A 17,926-nucleotide genomic window follows, 5' to 3' on the forward strand; every position below is an offset into this window, starting at 1 on the left:
AGTGTTTGGGGGTTAATTTTTGCGGAAAGAGAGGAGTGCATAAAAATTGGACGACAATTTTGTGAGACGGCAAACAATAGGCATGGGGGCCATGACCCAACAGGAAAAAGAACGTTTGCATGCAGCCTGCTTAGAAGTGCTGGAAAGAGTAGGCGTGCAATTTTACGATGAGGAAGCCCTGAAAATCCTAAAAGACCATGGCGCGCAAGTTGATGGGGAAGTTGCCAGGATTTCCCCTAAGATGATTGAAGAAGCGATTGAAAGTGCGCCCGGACGGGTCGTGATTTATGACCGCAACGGTGCGGAAAAGATGTCCCTGGAAAAAGGAAGCTTCTATTTCGGCACCGGATCGGATACGCCTTATGTGCAAGATTTTGAAACCAATCAGGTCAGGAGAGCTGTCCTGCAAGATACCATAAACGGAACAATTGTGGCGGATGCCTTGCCTAATATAGACTTTATCATGTCCATGGGCTTAGCCTCAGATGCCCCGGTACCCATATCGGACATTCACCAGTTCGTGGCCATGCTGAGAAATTCCACCAAGCCGATTATTGTTACGGCCCATGATGAGATTAACACCAAAACCATGATTGAGATCGATGAACTGGTGATTGGCTGCCCTATCGGTGAAAAACCAAATCTGATGCTGTACAATGAGCCCAGTTCGCCCTTGCGTCACGCCAGGGAGGTTGCTCAAAAGGCCATTCTTGCCGCCGATACCGGCATGCCGATTACCTATGTTCCCGCCACCATGATCGGCGGCGCGTCTCCCATTACAGTCGCAGGGGGACTGGTCGTTGCTGTCTGTGAATTGTTGAGCGGCCTTGTTTTACACCAGTGCCGGCGTCCCGGGGCTCCTTTTATTTTTGGCGGTGCGGCCACTCCTTTGGATATGAAGACCGGAAGCTGCTGCTATAATGCGCCTGAAGGGCATTTGAATGCCGTTTATCTGGCGGAAATGGGCCGGTATTATGACCTGCCCCTCTTTACCTGGGGGGGCAGTTCCGATGCCATTACCTTTGACCAGCAGGCCTCCATGGAAGCTATGTTTTCCCTCTTGATCAATGCCATGAACGGAGGAAACCTGATTCACGACGTGGGATTCTTAGGGCAGGGAATGGTCTATTCCATTGACTCTTTGGTGGCCTGTCATGAGATGATCGGCCTGGTGAAACGGCTGATCCGGGGTATTGATTTGAGTGATGAAAAACTGCTGGTCGACACCATTTGTCAGGTAGGCATTGGCGGGAGCTTCCTGCAGGAGGACACCACCGCCCGGTATTTCCGGGAAGAAATCTGGCTGCCGGAGTTGATTAACCGGGATAACATTCATAATGTTTTGGCCGGCGGGGGCAGCTTTGCGGAAAACATTAAGAAAAAGATCAAAAAGATCATGACGCGGCATAAGCCGGTTCCCATTCCTAAAGAGATCGATCAAAAAATTACTGCGATCATGAAGAGTATCGAGAACAGGGAATTAAGTTTTTAATGATTAAGAAAGAATATTTGCTGTACGAGCAACCCTAGGCCGGCAACTTAGCCCGCTTAGGGTTGATTTTTTTGACCGGTTCTTCCTTCTGCTTCATCGCAGGAATCAGCCTTGAAGCAATAAAGGCAATGATTGGTACGGTTAAGATCACGCCCAAGCTTCCGGATAACCCTTGGAAGAATTCGATGCCGATCAGATTCATATTGATCAGTTGATAATAGGACACGTTATACGAATAGATCAAAATGAGCGTATTGAGGGAGGTGCCTGTAAAAGCAAGAATAAGCGTGTTGGACATGGTTCCCATGGTATCTCGCCCCACATTTAGTCCGGATAAAAAAAGTTCCTTACTCTTGAGCTTGGGATTGGACAGATGGACTTCCTGAACCGCCGAGGCGATGGATATGCTGATATCCATGATGGCGCCGAGGGAGGAAATCAGAATACCGGAAAAGAGCAGCTCAGGTACATGCAGGTTGGTCTTTGAGGCAATCAGGATTAATGATTCGGCTTCCGGGGAATTGAGCCCTGAGATATGGGTCAGGGAACCAATTGCCACGGCAGCGGAACCGGCAAGGACAATCCCCAGCGCTGTGCCAAGGATGGCGGAAATTGATTTGGACGTCCAACCGTTCAATAAAATGAGGGTGATACAGGTGGAGAGTAGAACAACTAACACAGAAGCCCAAATGGGTGAGTATCCCCGATATAACATCGGTATAAACAAAAAAAGGATACAGACGAAGGTTAATATCAGAGCTAAAACAGAAAGTAACCCCTTCTTTCCCCCGATCCCCCATAATCCGGCCAGGAATAAAAAGGTAAAGCCATATAAGATCGGCGCTCTGTCATAATTATAGACGGAAACCTGGGTATGCTCGGCGCCGGCAGAATCAATGTTTACAATGATAGACATGCCTTCTTTGGCAAGCACATTGTAATAATTACTTAAATAATTTTTTACAGGATGAACCTCTCCCTGATGCTTTCCCGTGAGAATCTTCACTTCCAGATCCTGAGTGCCCCGGTACAACCCGCCTAAGGCAGCCTCACGATTCAGCGACTCGCTAAGGACCTTGAGAACCTTTGCCTTTTCATATTTTACATCGGTGACCGCGCCGGATAGATTCCGCTGTGCCTGGTCACCGGTGTTAAAAAAATAAAGGAAGGTGAAAAAAAGAAGACAGATGACGACGGATAGCGTTATTTTAAAATTCTTTGCATGCTTCATTTAGCACCCCTTCTTTATCTCGTGATTTAAGCATGCCATATTATACACTTATTCCAAAATAACACCATGTAGATGATGTTAAAACAATGTTAAAAATTGTCATGAGCGACTGGGATCCAGACGGCTAAAAATTAACAAAGTCAAGGATTTTTTACCTATTTTTAACAGTTACAGAGCGATTGTTTAACATGCAATTGATATGCTTTATGGAAGAAAGATACAAAACGCTTTGGGGAGGGAGGGAGAAGAAAGAATGCGGAAAACCTGTGCTGCTTTTTTAGAATTAATGCCGAAGTTGGTGCAGTGGTATTATCTGGTTATTTTCCGAAGGCGAAAAACCGGGGACCAATATGTGCCGATACTTTCCATGGACAGATAAGTTGTTGATTTTGACAAAGTCATTCTTACACCTGGGAGATTGGTATTAGGAAAATAAAAAATAAAAAAGCCCCTCAGAAGCACAAAATAATTTGCATTCTCCTTGTGCCGTCCTGAAGGGTGAAATGGAGGTTATTATGAAATTTCAAAAAAAGTTTTTATCAATTGTACTTTTGATCTGCCTGCTATTGTCCAACATTGTAATCCCGGGCAATGCCTTTGCAGCCAATAACAACGATAACGGCGATGAGCAAGGAAGCGCATTAACCGTATCGGGAGAGGTATATGATATTACGTTTAGCCCGGGGCGAGACGCCACAGAACTGTGTTTTACCTGGTACTCTGATATTAATGCGCAAAATAGCGTCGTTCAGGTTGCCCCAAAAGCCGACATGACCGGAGACGATTTCCCGGTCGATGAAGCAACCACCTTTACCGGCACTGTCTCTGCAGCAGTCACCGGCCTTTTCTCCAACAAGGTTACTGTCACCGACCTGGAGGAATCCACCGAATATGTCTACCGGGTGGGGGACGGCGATGATGAAAACTGGAGTCCGGTTTACAGCTTTACCACACAAGAAACCGACGCTTTCAGTTTCCTGGCTGTCGGTGACCCCCAGATCGGTGCGGGGGCCAGTGTGTCAAGCGACACCTATGGCTGGAAAGATACCATGTCTAAGGCCTTTGACCGGTTCCCCGACGTGAGTTTTCTTGTTTCTCTGGGGGATCAGGTGGAAAACAACAACAATGAATCCCAATACACCGGCTTCTTTTCGCCCCCGGAACTGAGAAGCCTGCCTCTGGCCACGATACTGGGCAATCATGACAACGGGGCGGCCAATTACGGCTACCATTTCAATAATCCTCATTCCTCCCCATACGGGATCACCAATCCGGGGAGCAGCGACTATTATTTCACCTACGGCAACACCCTGTTCATGGTGCTGAATTCCAATAATTCCAGCGGCGCTACCCACGCGGCCTTTATTGAGCAAACAGTGGAAGCAAACAGCGACGCGGTCTGGAAGGTGGTCATGTTCCACCATGATATTTACGGTTCGGCCGACCATTCCACCGAGAGCAGCATTTTAAATTTACGTGCAGCCCTATTCCCGGTATTTGACCAGTATGACATTGATCTGGTATTAAACGGACATGACCATAGTTTTACGCGAACGTACCAGATGTACCAAGACCAGCCTTTGCCAGGCCAGAATGTCCTGGGCACGCTCTATATGACCCTAAACTCCGCCAGCGGCAGCAAATATTACGACCTCAAAGCCACTCCGGAAACCTATGCTGCGGTAAGAGAGCAGATTAAGGTGCCCACCTTCTCCCATATCAGTGTAACGGACGAAAGTTTTACCATCTCTACATACAGAACGGATACCATGGCCATGATCGACACCTACACCATGAATAAGCAAGCACAGCCCGCCCTCGATCTGGCCCAGGTGACCGTTACCCCATCCGGAACTGCTTTGGATGCGACGCATCCTAGCATTACACTCAGTGTGGCCGCGACAGACAGTCAGGAAACTGCGGTAGATCTTTCCGATGCTTATGTATTATACAAAACGGATGACTCTGACCTTCTGTCCATAGAGGCCAACGGCACCGTGACCGTAAAGAATGCGCCTGCGATGAATAAAACCGCCAAGGTCTGGGCGGAGGTATATAACGGAAGCAGCTTTGTGAAAAGCAACGAGGTGGATATTCAGGTTACGGTCCCCTACGGTTTGGCGGAAGTTACCCTAACCGCGGACAGCAGCACTTTACCGGCTGATTCAACCACCGGCATCCAGCTCAGCTTAACGGGAAAAGATACCGAAGGGGCTGACATGGATCTTTCTTCCGCCACTGTGGCCTATCAGACGGATAAAGACGATATTCTAGCCATCTCGGCAGATGGAACGGTAACCGTTCAAAATATTCCGGAACGTAATGTGATTGTCAAAATTACGGCACAGGTTACTGTCGGCAGTAAAACTGTGACAAGTAATGCCTTGTCTCTCACCGTTATTACCGGAGCCGGAACAGAGATCACCGTACCGGTGCAAACCGCTCTGGATGATACGGAAGAGCGTGCGGACGGCAGCTTGGACTTTGATAGTTCCGACCTGGAGATTACCTGGGAAAAACCGGGCGATGCGGGAAGCCAGCGCATCGGCATTCGTTTTGCCGGTCTGGCTATTCCTGAAGGAGCTACAATTACGGATGTCTATATCCAGTTTTCCGTAGACGAGCCGGAGAAGAGCGTAAATCCCTTTAACGTCAATATTTACGCGGAAGATGTTGCGAATTCATCTGCCATTGAGAATGTGAACGGGGCCATCTCCGCAAAGTATGCCAACAAAACAACTGATTCCGTTACATGGGCGATTTACGGGACTGACGACGATAGCAAGTGGGCAACGGAACATGCCGCCGGTCCCGCCCAGCAAACGCCTAATCTGGCTTCTCTGGTGCAGGAAATTGTCGATAAAAACGACTGGAATTCCGGAAACGCCATCACTTTCCTGTTGAGCGGCACCGGGAACAGGACCGCCGAATCTTTTGAAGGTTCAAGCAGCGATTCACAAAAACCAACCCTTCATGTAACATACTCCACGGCGGATGCCGGCTTTCCCATCAGTGAGGCCCGGGATCTCGATGCCGGGGAAACAACGACGGTAACCGGTATTGTGACCTGTGTCAATCCTACCACGGACGGCTCCTATTTCATCCAGGATGATACGGCCGGCATTTGTGTCTATAATACCTCTTTGTCCCCTGCTCCCCAGGTAGGTGAAAGAATTCAGGTGACCGGCACGTTGAACCCTTATCACGGGTTATTGGAGATAACGCCGGCGTCATCCTCAGATGTGATCATCCTCAGCAGCGACAATCCCATTCCGGAACCCAGAGTCGTCACCCTGGCTCAGTACCCCAATTACGAGTCCCAACTGGTGAAAATTGAAAATGCCACTTTAGGGACCATTAATACCGGCGGCAGTACGACGGTTACGGATGCCTCAGGCAGTTCGGTGATCTATAGAATCCCCCAGTTGACGGGGATCAGCGCCGGCGACCAGGTGGATATCGTCGCCATCGCCGCAGTCTATAACTCTCCCCAGCTGATTGTCCCGAGCGCCGCCCACATCGTCAAATCAGCCGGAACGATCCAGGATGCCCGGGATCTCGGTGCCGGTCAAACCGCTGAGGTCACCGGGATCGTAACCTACACGGACGGGAGAAACTTCTATATCCAGGACAATACGGCAGGGCTGAATATTTATGTTCCCTCAGGACTGTCCGCTGTGCCGCAACAAGGAGATCTCATTCGGGCATCCGGCCCCTTAAGCCTGTTTCACGGCTTATTGGAGATGAGCCCGGCGGCGGCAGACCTTACTATTCTCAATAGCAACAACACCCTGCCGGCGCCTCAGGTGGTGACCATCGACCAGCTTGAGACTCAGCTTCAGGATTATGAATCACAGCGCGTTAAGATTGAAAACGTGACCCTGGGAGCCACTGCAGACAATAACACCCCTTTAACCGACGCAGCCGGCAATACTATCAATATCTATAAAATGCCCTCACTGACAGGGATCAATGTGGGGGACACGGTAAATGTGATTGGCGTAGCCTCCATTTATAACAATCCCCAGCTTCTCGTGCAAAACGCTGCCGATATCACAAAAGCCTTATCCGCTAACGACAAGGTTTTTGACATTGTCGAGATCACGGACCTGCACGGCAATATCGGCGATACCTCCGGCAACCAGGTGGCGGCGGTGCTGGCGGAGAATATTAAAAACCACGTTTATGCCAACAATCCGGACCGCACCTTGATTCTGTCCGGGGGAGACAATTACCAGGGAACGGCCATCTCCAACCTGCAATACGGCGAGCCGGTGATGGAAATCTTCAATTATATGGGAGTGGCCGCCTCGGGCTTGGGCAACCACGAATTTGACTGGGGTTTGGAGAAGGTTACCGATATAGACCATCCGGTAACGGCCCAATATCCCATTATTTGTGCCAACCTGTTTCCCAAAGGGAATACGACCGATCCCGTGTTCGACCCCTACCGGATATTTACCCTGGACGGGGTGAGGATCGCCGTCGTGGGCGGGATTACCGAGACCACACCGGGTATTGTTCTCGCCGACTACATTAAGGATTATGACGTGCTCAGCAATGTAACCTATGTTAACAAATACGCGGAGCAGGCCCGTACGGTTGACGGGGCGCAAATCGTCATTGCCCTGATCCATGAAGGAGACAATTATAACAACGGCGCATCCGGACCCATCGTTGACATCGCCAAGAACCTGGTGGGAGTGGATGCGGTTTTGGGCGGCCATACCCATAATGTCGTCAGTACCACGGTGACCACAAACGCAGGAGAAAGCCTGCCCCTGGAGATTGGCAACTATAACGGCAAGGGTTATATTGACCTCAAGCTGATCCTGCATGAGGACGGCAGTATTAGTTTCGATAATGCCAATTCGGCCTATGTGGCTCAGGATACCACCAGTACGGTTTACCCCTATGGCTATAAAGCGGCCACACCCATTGTGGACCAAACTGTAAAACAGATTATTGCCGATACCATGGTTGAGGAAGGCCCCATTTTAAACGAGGTCCTGGGATCGGCCCAGATTAGCCTGGATCGGACGCAGTCCGATTCTCCCTATGGGGAATCACTGGTGGGCAACTGGGCTACAGATATCACGCGCAGCGCAGGTGAAGCCGAGTTCGGTTTCCAGAATAATGGCGGTCTGCGCTGTGATATTCCGGCAGGTCAAATTACCATGTCCACGATTTACCAGTTTATGCCCTTTGACAATACCATCGTAACTTGTGACATGACCGGCGCTCAACTGAAATTACTGCTGGAACAGGCTGTGGGTGTGGATCCCTCCGTACCGGTAGCCCAACAGGGCGGTAAAGGTATTCAGGTTTCCGGGCTGAAATTCACCTATGACCCTGACCAGGAGTTTGGCAACAAGGTGTTGAGCATCACGAAGAGTGACGGTACCCCGGTGGACATGAACGATACCACGGAGACCTACAAGGTGGCAACCAACAACTTTATGGCCGGAGGCGGGGATGGTTTCGGCGCTTTCCTGGACGCAACCAATGTGGTTGATACCTACATCTTGATCAGAGATGCCCTGGCCGACGCTGTCAGAGCTGCGGGAACGACAGGAATCACCGCTCAAATAGAACACCGGATCCAGAATAGCGAATACGAGAAAACCGTTACCATCGAAAGCCTTGCGGTGGTGGACGAAAACCGGCAGCCGGTTACGGGCCATCTGGAACAGGGCAAACAGTACTATTTGACCTGGACAGCCAGGAAAAATTCTGACGGTGATGCCCTCGGCTTGGCGATTTTAGAAGTCCTTGACGGCTCCCAGCCCATTTTCCTCAACGGGGTTAAAACGCTTAAAACATATGGGGATCAGGATACGGAATATTCCGTGCTCTATCAGCCCACAGAAAGTGGAACATTCACAATAAAGGGTTTTTACTGGACCGACTGGTCTGACACTGCTTCCTGGCAGTCACTGGCGGATCCGGTAGAATCTTCAATAAACGTCGACTAATTGGTTTCACAAATAGGGGGGGCGGGGTTCCTGCTCCCTCAATCTGTTCCTTATTTTGTTAGATGAGTAAACCGTGTCTCATGGTTATGTATGAGGAATAAGTTCCCCAGGGCATGTTATTTTGGGATATGTAGGGACCAGCTATGAGATATATACGGTAAAATATATACAAGGAGGAGACCTATGAACTCTTTCAATAAGAAACGGCCGGTTCTTTTCAATTTGGTTTTGGTACTGATCTGGCTGTTGGTATGCAATGTTGCGCTGGCAGCGGGGATTACCCTCAATGTTCCGAATAGTGCTTCACCAGGTAATTCTATTGAAATTGACGGCACGGCACCAGGAATATCACAAGGGACATCCGTAGGAATTACCATTAAGAACCCCTCAAATGGAGTTGTTTTTGTGGACGAAACGAAAACCGGTGCAGACGGGTATCATTTCCAATTTACCTTGCCGGCGTCTGCCCCCACCGGTACCTGGGCGGTCGATGTAGTGGGAGGCGGAAATCAATGCACGGCCAGTTTTGATGTTAGGACGGGCGGCGGGCAAAACCACGGCGGCGGCGGTTCTTCCGATACCAGCCAGCCGGTTAAGTCCACTACCGGTTCCGCAACGGTCAGCACAAAGGGGGGTACCGTGGGCCTGGGTAGTGATGTTCAGGTGACCATCCCCTCTAATGCCCTGCAGGAAAATGGAAGTGTGCAGATGGCCGTGCAGCAGGTTGCCTCACCCCCGGCGGCACCGGCCGGCTTCCAGGTACTTGGCAGTGTCTATCAGTTTACCGTGAACAACCAGGAACATTACAATTTCGCTAAGCCCGTAACCCTGACCTTCACCTTCGACACAGATCAACTGGAGGCGGGGGAAGAACCGGTGGTGTACTATTACGATGATGCCAAATCCCAATGGGTGAGATTGGGCGGTACGGTTTCCGGCAACAGCATCACCGTGACCGTGGACCACTTTTCCCAATATGCCGTGCTGGTTGAAAAAAAGGTATCGTCAACTTTTAGCGACATCGCCGGCCACTGGGCCCAGGCCAATATTGAGACCCTGGTGTCCCGGGGAGCCATCGGCGGCTATCCCGGCGGCAGCTTTAAGCCGGACAGCAACATCACCCGGGCCGAGTTCGCGGTAGTGCTGGTGAAAGCATTCCAACTGGACACAAAACAAGGTAAGACATTTGCCGATACCGCCAATCACTGGGCAAAGGATGCTATTAGCATAGCTGCGGCATACGGCATAGTCGATGGCTATAGCGATACGGTTTTTGCGCCGGACGATCCGATTACCCGAGAGCAAATGGCAGTGATGATGATGAAGGCGGCAGAACTCAAGCCGGTCGCAGGTCAACTTACCTTTACAGATAGCAATAGGATTGCCCCTTGGGCAAAGGAAGCCGTAATGGCGACGACCATGGAGGGAATCATGAAAGGATATCCGGACCACACTTTTAAACCTAAGGGAAACGCTACCAGAGCGGAGGCTGTGACGGTTGTTATCAATGCCATTGAGTAAGTATTTAAATCCTGATGGTTATCTCTTTTAAAAAAATTTTCAACTATTCCGAAACATTACTGTATATGTTAGGTTCCGGTGTTTAACATTTAAGCGGTTATTAACTCGTCATATTGACGGCTATTAACCGCTTTTATTTATTTTTTTATGGTTAATTACCTAACGCTCTTTTATATCATCAGAAGATATTGTAAATAATGACAAGGATGGGAAGGGAAAGGCGAATTTGAATAGAAATATGTAAAAAAGTGGTTTCATTTGTTCCTGCCTAAAGAAGTATTCACGTGTGGCGGATAAGGAAGGTTTTGGGGATTTTCATCATCATCAATACTTTGAAAAGTCAATCCATGTTTTTACTGCTTGCCTGCAAATATCTATAATGCTTGGCCTGAAGATTGAGAAAAACAAAGCCTCCTATAAACCAAATCCAGGGACCGCCATGAACAAATACAAGAATATCAAGCTGTTTGAGGATAACTGCCACGCAAGTAACGGCAATACACCACATCAATATATATATCCAGGTAAGATATTTTTCTTTCCGTTGCGGTAAGGTGTAAACAAATAGCATAATTGCAGGAGTCCAGGCCAAAACTGTCCATAAAGGAAGAAGACCAACGTTGAAAGGTTCCATATGCTGATATTTTGTTAAGTGGACAAAACAGTAGATATGCTCAACGATAAAATCTGAACCGGACCCCCATACCAAGCCAAACCAGAACAATTTCTGGATTCCGGTTTTAGGAATAAAAGCTAGGACTAAAAAAAGCAGACCAAAGGCAAAAATTAAATAATAATACAAATACGGAAGATTAAGGTCCACCGATACATCCCCTAAAGGTAAATAGATTGGATATTAGCGTTACCAACATAGGCGTGAAATATTCCTTTGATAGTAAATTCAGGGACGGTTCTTGAATTGAATAAGATTGTTTGACTGTTTATACTTTTTTATGTAATGTTCTAAATCTTTATCATTCAATTCAAGAACCGTCCCTGAATTGAATAACTGCTTTCTAGGTCGCTTCCGCTACATTTCTTCAGTAAAGAGCGACTCTGAAATGCCTTGAATCCTGGAGTTATATGAAATTTTTTTTAGAAGGGAGAGGTTTATGTGCCAAGTGTTTTTTTAAGTCATACTAGTGTCGACAAGCCATTTGTAGAAAAGCTGGGAAAGGATTTAAAAAAACTTGGAGTAAACGTATGGTTTGACAAGTGGGAGATTAAGGTTGGTGACTCCATAACATGGAAAATTGAGGATGGAATTCGGGAAAATGAATATTTGGCTATTGTGTTATCGCCTGAAGCGCTCAATTCTTCATGGGTTAAGAGTGAAATAAGTGCAGCATGGGTTAAGCAAATGAACACGAAAAAGATTGTATTACTTCCTATTCTATACAGAGATTGTAATATACCTCTGCTGCTTGCTGATCGGAAATATGCTGATTTTCGAAAGGAATATTCACTGGGATTAGCTGAATTGGCGTCTGTGTTGGGCATAAAAGAAATTGAAACTATAGACATAGAGAATTGGAGGAGGTTTGTTAAATCAAAAAATGTGGATTGGAAGATATATCGCAAACAAGAATTTGAAAGATTAGTTACTGTTTTAGTTGACCGGGCTATTGAATACAATTGGTCATCATGGGTGGGAGGAACAAAAAACCTTTTTTCCATTACATTCAGCGCGTATATCGACCGAGAAAGAAAAAAGAATATTACAATCAAGCTTTCTGGCAAGACATATGCTTATTTAGCAAGTTTTGAAGATGTAATAAATCCAAATAATTTGAGGTCATCATGTTTTAGTCATTATATAGGCAATTCCATAAATGAATGTGAAGAATTTCTTTGGAGGCAAATGGAGGATTTTAAGAACCAATGGGGCATTCCTACAGGGAAATCTGTTCATTTTACTGAACGTTTTTCTCGAGCAGGAGAAGTCACTGAAGCTGCTTTGGAATTAGTAAAAAAGTTTAATTGGTATAAGGGAAATAAAAAGTAATTCAATTCAGGGACGGTTCTTGAATTGAATAGGATTATTTGACTGTTTATACTTCTTTATGATAACGTTTTAAACTTTTATTATTCAATTCAAGAACCGTCCCTTGAATTGAATAGCAAAGAGGAAAAGATATGAAAAAGTGGGAAACAAAATGCAGCTGTACGATATATCAGATTCTAAGTGGACGAAGCAATTCATTCTTACTTTCAAACGAGAAAAGATTTATTCTTATAGATACGGGCAGGAAAAATAGCTATAAAAGTCTTATTCAAAGACTCGAAGGATTTGGGGTCAACGAGAATTCATTAATAGCACTTATATTAACACATACCCACTTTGATCATGCTGAAAATGTGTTAAAAATAAAAGAAAAATTTAAGCCTAAACTATACGTCCATCAAACTGAAGCTAAATATTTAATGAAGGGAGAGAATCCAAGCATCAACGGTACAAATTACATCACAAAATTTTTTACAGATTTATTCGCGACAGATATATTACAAAGGATAAAATATAGTCCAGCCAAATATGATTATCTTATTAATGATAATTACAACCTAGAATTACTTGGGTTTAAAGCATGTATTATTCATACCCCAGGACACACTGTAGGCTCAATTAGTATAATTATTAATAATGAAATAGCTATTGTTGGTGATGCAATGTTTGGAATATTTAAAGAATCTGTATATCCGCCTTTTGCTGATGATCCAAAGCTTATGATAAAAAGCTGGGGAAAACTTTTAGATACAGGTTGCTCGATTTTTCTACCAGCTCATGGAACTAGCAATAGCAGAGAGTTATTACAAAGACAATATGATAAATATAAGAAAAGATTTGGTTTATAAACATGGGTAGACGTCGAGAAATGAAGGGGACGGTGCTCTTGTCTGACGACGATAGTTTTGTTGGTTATATAAAATTCGGGAAAGAGTTGCTAAATATATGAAAAAGTATGATGAATTTCAAGAGACAAATGAATTTGAAAGGGATATCCAGGATCTTAGGGAATGGCAGAATAACCAATATAATCCCGGACACTACATAGGCACGGGACGTGTCCCCAGGCCAGTAAAGGGACTAGGAAAATTTTCCATACTCTTAATTGCGCTTGGAATCTTTATTTTTTTCCGGTATTTCTAGTATTTTTTCAGTCCGGGTTTGAGACCTTTGATTTGATTGGTTTGATGATCCCCCTAATCATTTCATCGATATTAATTTTTGGCGGTATACAATGGTTAAGAGGTAAACGAAAATAACCTGAGAATGGTAGATAATGAAACAGTGCTTATGTTGTAGAATTATAAAAGTATGAAAAAATGAAACGCTTATGTGTGAAAATTTTTTTGAGGGGGGGCAAGAAATGGCGATTCCAACATCTAGAGTGAAAGAAAAAGCAGAAATTAAGATTAATGAGGAAAAATGTACCGGATGTGGATTATGTGTATCAGTCTGCAAGGACTTTGGCCTGGAATTGGAAAATAAAAAGGTAAAATCATCCCCAAATCCCCTTTTTGGATGTATTGGCTGCGGGCATTGTATGGCAATTTGTCCCTCTAACGCCATAGAAATACATGGGCGTGAATTATCCCCCAATGATTTGTTTGATTTGCCAGGTCAGAAAGATGCCGCGACATACGAGCAATTGTTAACTCTTCTTAAACGGCGAAGAAGTATTAGAGAATTTAAAGATTTGCCGGTAGAGCATGAGTTGATTGAGAAAATATTGGATGCCGCCAAAACCGCACCGATGGGATTGCCGCCATCTGATGTAAACGTTTTGATTTTAGATAATCAGGAAAAAGTCCGGGCTTTTGCCAAAGATTTTTGTGATTACTTGGACGGTATGAAATGGCTGGTATCCACTTGGTTTTTAGCATTAATGAGACCGTTTTGGGGCAAGGCAAATGATGAGCTGTTTCGAGGCTTTGTGAAACCATTGTTTCATACCTATACGAATAATATGCGTAAAGGCGTTAATCTGGTAAATTATGATGCTCCACTAGCGATGTACTTTTACGGTTCTCCATACTGCGATCCAGCCGACCCGGTTGTGGCTGCCACATATGCCATGTTTGCTGCGGAATCACTTGGTTTAGGAACGTGTATGCTGGGAGGAGTCCATCCTTTGATCCAAAGTGGAAAAAGAGCCAAAAAATTCCGAGAAAGTCAAGGAATAAAATTTCCCAGCAAAGAAGGATTATTCGTGATTTTTGGATACCCCCAGGTGACATATCATAAGGGAATACAGAGAACTTTTGCCTCAGTTGTCACGAAAAAATAAAAAACAATTCGGGACTGGCAAACAAGACTCCCGACTTGCTGCGACTTGCCCCGGCAAGTAAAGAATAACAGTGAGAGAGGACGTAGTTTATAAAAAGCAATATGATCATTTTGCTGTGATGTTTGGAAGGAAATCTGCCTAGCTCTATTACCAAGGAGGATTTATGATGATATCAAAAACAGCCATTGATAAGTTTCTCAGCCAAAAGACTTTAGCTGTCGTTGGAGTATCGCGGAATACGAAGAAATTCGGGAATTTAGCGTACAAAGAACTGAAATCAAAAGGATATAAACTTTATCCCATCCACCCGGTGATGAAGGACTATGATGGGGAAACTTGCTATGCTTCTCTGAGCAATCTGCCTGAAAAAGTAGGAGGGGTATTGATAACGGTAGCACCGGAAAAGACAGAAAAAATAGTCAAAGAGGCTAAGGAGTTAGGAATAGACAATATTTGGATTCAGCAAAGATCAGAATCTGAGAAGGCCATTTCTTATGGTAAAGAAAATGGCTTAAACCTGATCCATCATGAATGCATTTTGATGTATGCAAATCCGGTGGGATTTCCACATTCAATCCATAGGACAATATGGAAAATTATAGGCAAACTGATAAAGTAACAGTTATTGATTTTTAAATATAAATTAAGGAACGATTGCTAATTAGAAAAAGGGCAGAGGAACACCATGACGATTAAAGCGAGAATGATCGAAACCGGTTTAGCAGTAGCCCTTGGTATTTATATTTGTAATTTTTTCAGTTCGGGTTTAATACTCCGGATTTGATAGGTTTGATTTTTCCCATCATTATTTCGTTGGTATTAATTTTTGGGGGTATTCTGCGGTTAAGAGGGAAACGAAAAGAATGAAACTTCCGGGAAAAATAGGAGGATGGTTGTATTGAAACATTTGTTGAAGTTAGCGATAGTCCTGATCATCGCAATTACTTTTTCAGGGTCAGGTTTTGCTGATGAGAATTGGAATTTCAAAGTTTCTCTGATTAAGCACCAGCTTGTAATAAAGCCGGGCAGTCCTGATGCCTGGTATGATGGAAAACCATTTGCCACTACTCCGGCGATGTTAAAAGACAACCGACTTTACCTTCCTTTGCGCCTGATGCGTGAATTGAGTCAGGTGACATGGAATACCAAGGATAATTATGTGGATGTGACTGTGCCGGAACAGAAATCCTATCTTCGCTACCAGGTCAATAAACCTTTCGTATCTTTTATGAATGAGGAGGGTATAGCTGTTTACCAAATACCGGTACCTGCCCCTTTCATCAAAAACGGCATCTTTTATATTCCGGTAAAATCCCTGGATCAGGCTTTAGGGACAAACCTGTCCTACACGGACAATAAACTGACCATTAGTTGGGATATTCCCGTAATTGATCAGCCGCATATTCCCGCGCAGGTAGAAGATGATGCGCAGACATTAATCGCCTTGTACGAGGTGGGGCTGGATGTACCCAGTGTCATTCAGGGAGAAAATTCTTGGCTCTCCCCTTCTTGGGACAGTAGTGAAAAACAGGAACTATCCATAGAAGGAAAGAAATTTTTTCAGCAAAAACTAACCCTTCCCTTAAAACCGGGGGATAATCCCTTTTACCTGTGGGTACGGAAGGGGAATTTTCAAAGAGAGGAGCCCTTTGTGATCAGAAGGGAAGTGAGAGATGGCGAAATAGTGCCCATTTCTTATGGTAGCGGGTCTCCTATTAATCAAAGCAGCCGGGAAAACTTTGAAATTACCGAACCGAAAAGCGGCTATGTGAGGCTGGCACTTCCCGGTACGTTAAATTTTAAGGGTTATCTAAAAGGGACCAGCTTCGGGGATAATATCTTTCGCCTGATCATCACGAAACTGGATGGATACATGTACCGGCAATACGATCAAATTCAAATTCCGGTGGTGAAGGGCCAGTTATCCGCCCAAGTAAACCTTCCTGATCCAGGTGCTTATTTATTGGAAGTGATCAGCCCTCAATATATTCCCACTACGGAACAAGGCACTGTTGGGACGAAATGGGCGGAAATCAAAGTAGAAGTCGGAGACCGGGCCGACGGGGCTTTTTCCGCGCGGTTGGCCGGTACCGGCATTGGACTAAAGGATCTCAATGATCTGATCATTATTGACGGTCATTTTCTCGATCTTAACCAGGATGGCAGGAAGGATGAAATATATTTTGTGGCGAACCCTTATGACGAAAATGATGATTACTTTTCTGCTCCGGGATATCTGATTTATGCCACTTCTGCTCAGGAGAAATTCCGTTATATCAAATTGGATTTCCCGCCGATCGACCTGCACAAGGGCAATATCAATATTCAGTATGGGGATATTGATCAGGATAGCGTTCCGGAAATATTTTATTCTGTAGATTATCCCCAGCCGGAGTATGTGACGAGATGGCCCCATATGTTACAATATCACAGGGAAACCGGGGAATTTTCCGATTTTGATATTACTTCCGAATATGATATGATCGCGGATTGGGGAGTGGAAGACAATCACATCAGCGGGGAAGCTGAGCTTTGGCTGGATATTAAGAGGGAGCTTTACGATAATGAGGGTATACGTCGTTATTTTCACCTGTATCAAGGCCGGTTAATCAAACGAGAAAATTATTTTCGGCTGGTCAATCCGTCCTTAAGCCATGAACATGATCCAATCATTACATTCTCTGATCGGAATTTGGAGGAGGTAGTCCGAAAAGAAATTGATCAAGAGAAGGGTCCTATTTATCAAAGTGAATTAAAAGGGATTACCTACTTGTCGGCTCCGGGGAAAATGATTTCCAACCTGAAAGGACTGGAGTCTTTGGTTGATTTGCGGGAGTTAAACCTTTCCCAAAACAGCATTCATGATTTAGGTCCTTTAAAGAATTTGGTTAATTTAGAGGAACTGTATCTTTCCGGAAACGAAATTCAGGATTTAAGCCCGCTCCAGGAACTTCAAAAGCTTAGGGTGTTACATTTAGCAGACTGTGGAATGAGAAACATAGAAACATTAGGCGGCATGCCTAACTTGTTTCACCTGGATCTCAGTCATAATTCACTGACGGATATTGGCCCTTTGGCCAAGCTCCGAACTTTACAGGGTTTATCTTTAGAAAACAATCAGATTGAACAGGTGAAAGCTTTGGCACAATTAACGAGTCTGCTGTCACTCGGGCTTCAAGATAATAGGATTAGTGATGTGAGCCCGTTAAAAGGGTTGGCTAATTTGGAATGGTTTGGGGTACAAGGAAATGAGGTTTCGGATTTAAGTATTTTATCAACTCTAAAAGGCACGTATATTTATTAACCAAATTTGAGGAATGGTTTCTGAAATAATGGACTAGGGGAAGCAGCGGAATGTCAGATCCGGTGAAAAGTCTTCACTTATCTCTGTAATGAGGATTTGAACGGCTGTCCCGAT

At 45.2% G+C, this 17,926-nt stretch carries 11 protein-coding genes; 9 read left to right on the forward strand and 2 right to left on the reverse strand.

The genetic code is table 11. The features are described 5' to 3' along the window. Window positions 1–46: 46 nt before the first annotated feature. Window positions 47–1,492: a trimethylamine methyltransferase family protein gene (locus tag DCMF_RS28785; protein WP_148137633.1), complete on the forward strand. Its 1,446-nt coding sequence runs from the start codon at window positions 47–49 to the stop codon at window positions 1,490–1,492. 34 nt (window positions 1,493–1,526) lie between these two features. On the opposite strand, the gene DCMF_RS28790 is transcribed toward DCMF_RS28785, so the two are convergent. Further along, on the reverse strand, window positions 1,527–2,723 hold the full coding sequence (locus DCMF_RS28790) for a YibE/F family protein (RefSeq protein ID WP_148137634.1): 1,197 nt from the start codon (window positions 2,721–2,723) through the stop codon (window positions 1,527–1,529). A 253-nt stretch (window positions 2,724–2,976) separates the two neighbouring features. On the opposite strand from DCMF_RS28790, the gene DCMF_RS30190 reads away from it, so the two are divergent. The 3 genes from DCMF_RS30190 to DCMF_RS28800 all read left to right on the forward strand — a co-directional run bounded on the left by DCMF_RS30190 (window position 2,977) and on the right by DCMF_RS28800 (window position 10,219). After that, window positions 2,977–3,102 carry a hypothetical protein gene (locus DCMF_RS30190; RefSeq protein WP_257790938.1) on the forward strand — a complete coding sequence of 42 codons (126 nt, stop codon included), beginning with the start codon at window positions 2,977–2,979 and terminating at the stop codon, window positions 3,100–3,102. A gap of 136 nt (window positions 3,103–3,238) precedes the next feature. Next, window positions 3,239–8,698 (forward strand): 5'-nucleotidase C-terminal domain-containing protein, encoded by a 5,460-nt coding sequence (locus DCMF_RS28795; RefSeq protein ID WP_214658979.1) that lies wholly within the window; start codon window positions 3,239–3,241, stop codon window positions 8,696–8,698. 183 nt (window positions 8,699–8,881) lie between these two features. After that, a complete protein-coding gene (locus tag DCMF_RS28800; protein WP_148137636.1) occupies window positions 8,882–10,219 on the forward strand; it encodes an S-layer homology domain-containing protein in 1,338 nt (445 codons plus the stop codon). Window positions 10,220–10,559: 340 nt separating this feature from the next. Here the strand turns inward: DCMF_RS28800 and DCMF_RS28805 are convergent, their stop codons facing one another. Continuing rightward, complete coding sequence (locus tag DCMF_RS28805) at window positions 10,560–11,042, reverse strand: hypothetical protein (protein WP_148137637.1); 483 nt, start codon at window positions 11,040–11,042, stop codon at window positions 10,560–10,562. A 291-nt stretch (window positions 11,043–11,333) separates the two neighbouring features. Between DCMF_RS28805 and DCMF_RS28810 the strand changes: the two genes are divergently transcribed. The 5 genes from DCMF_RS28810 (at window position 11,334) to DCMF_RS28830 (ending at window position 17,812) form a co-directional block, all read left to right on the forward strand. Continuing rightward, complete coding sequence (locus tag DCMF_RS28810) at window positions 11,334–12,224, forward strand: toll/interleukin-1 receptor domain-containing protein (protein WP_148137638.1); 891 nt, start codon at window positions 11,334–11,336, stop codon at window positions 12,222–12,224. 131 nt (window positions 12,225–12,355) lie between these two features. After that, window positions 12,356–13,072, forward strand: coding sequence for an MBL fold metallo-hydrolase (locus DCMF_RS28815; protein ID WP_148137639.1), 717 nt, complete (start codon window positions 12,356–12,358; stop codon window positions 13,070–13,072). Window positions 13,073–13,587: 515 nt separating this feature from the next. Next, window positions 13,588–14,508 (forward strand): nitroreductase family protein, encoded by a 921-nt coding sequence (locus DCMF_RS28820; protein WP_148137640.1) that lies wholly within the window; start codon window positions 13,588–13,590, stop codon window positions 14,506–14,508. Between the two features lie 163 nt (window positions 14,509–14,671). Further along, window positions 14,672–15,127: a CoA-binding protein gene (locus tag DCMF_RS28825; protein WP_236860147.1), complete on the forward strand. Its 456-nt coding sequence runs from the start codon at window positions 14,672–14,674 to the stop codon at window positions 15,125–15,127. A 279-nt stretch (window positions 15,128–15,406) separates the two neighbouring features. Then, entirely contained in the window at window positions 15,407–17,812 is a 2,406-nt protein-coding gene (locus tag DCMF_RS28830; RefSeq protein ID WP_214658980.1) for a leucine-rich repeat domain-containing protein, read from the forward strand. The last annotated feature ends 114 nt before the right edge of the window (window positions 17,813–17,926 follow it).

The sequence above is a fragment of the Candidatus Formimonas warabiya genome (genome assembly GCF_002777255.1).
Classification (GTDB): Bacteria; Bacillota; Dehalobacteriia; order Dehalobacteriales; family Dehalobacteriaceae; genus Formimonas; species Formimonas warabiya.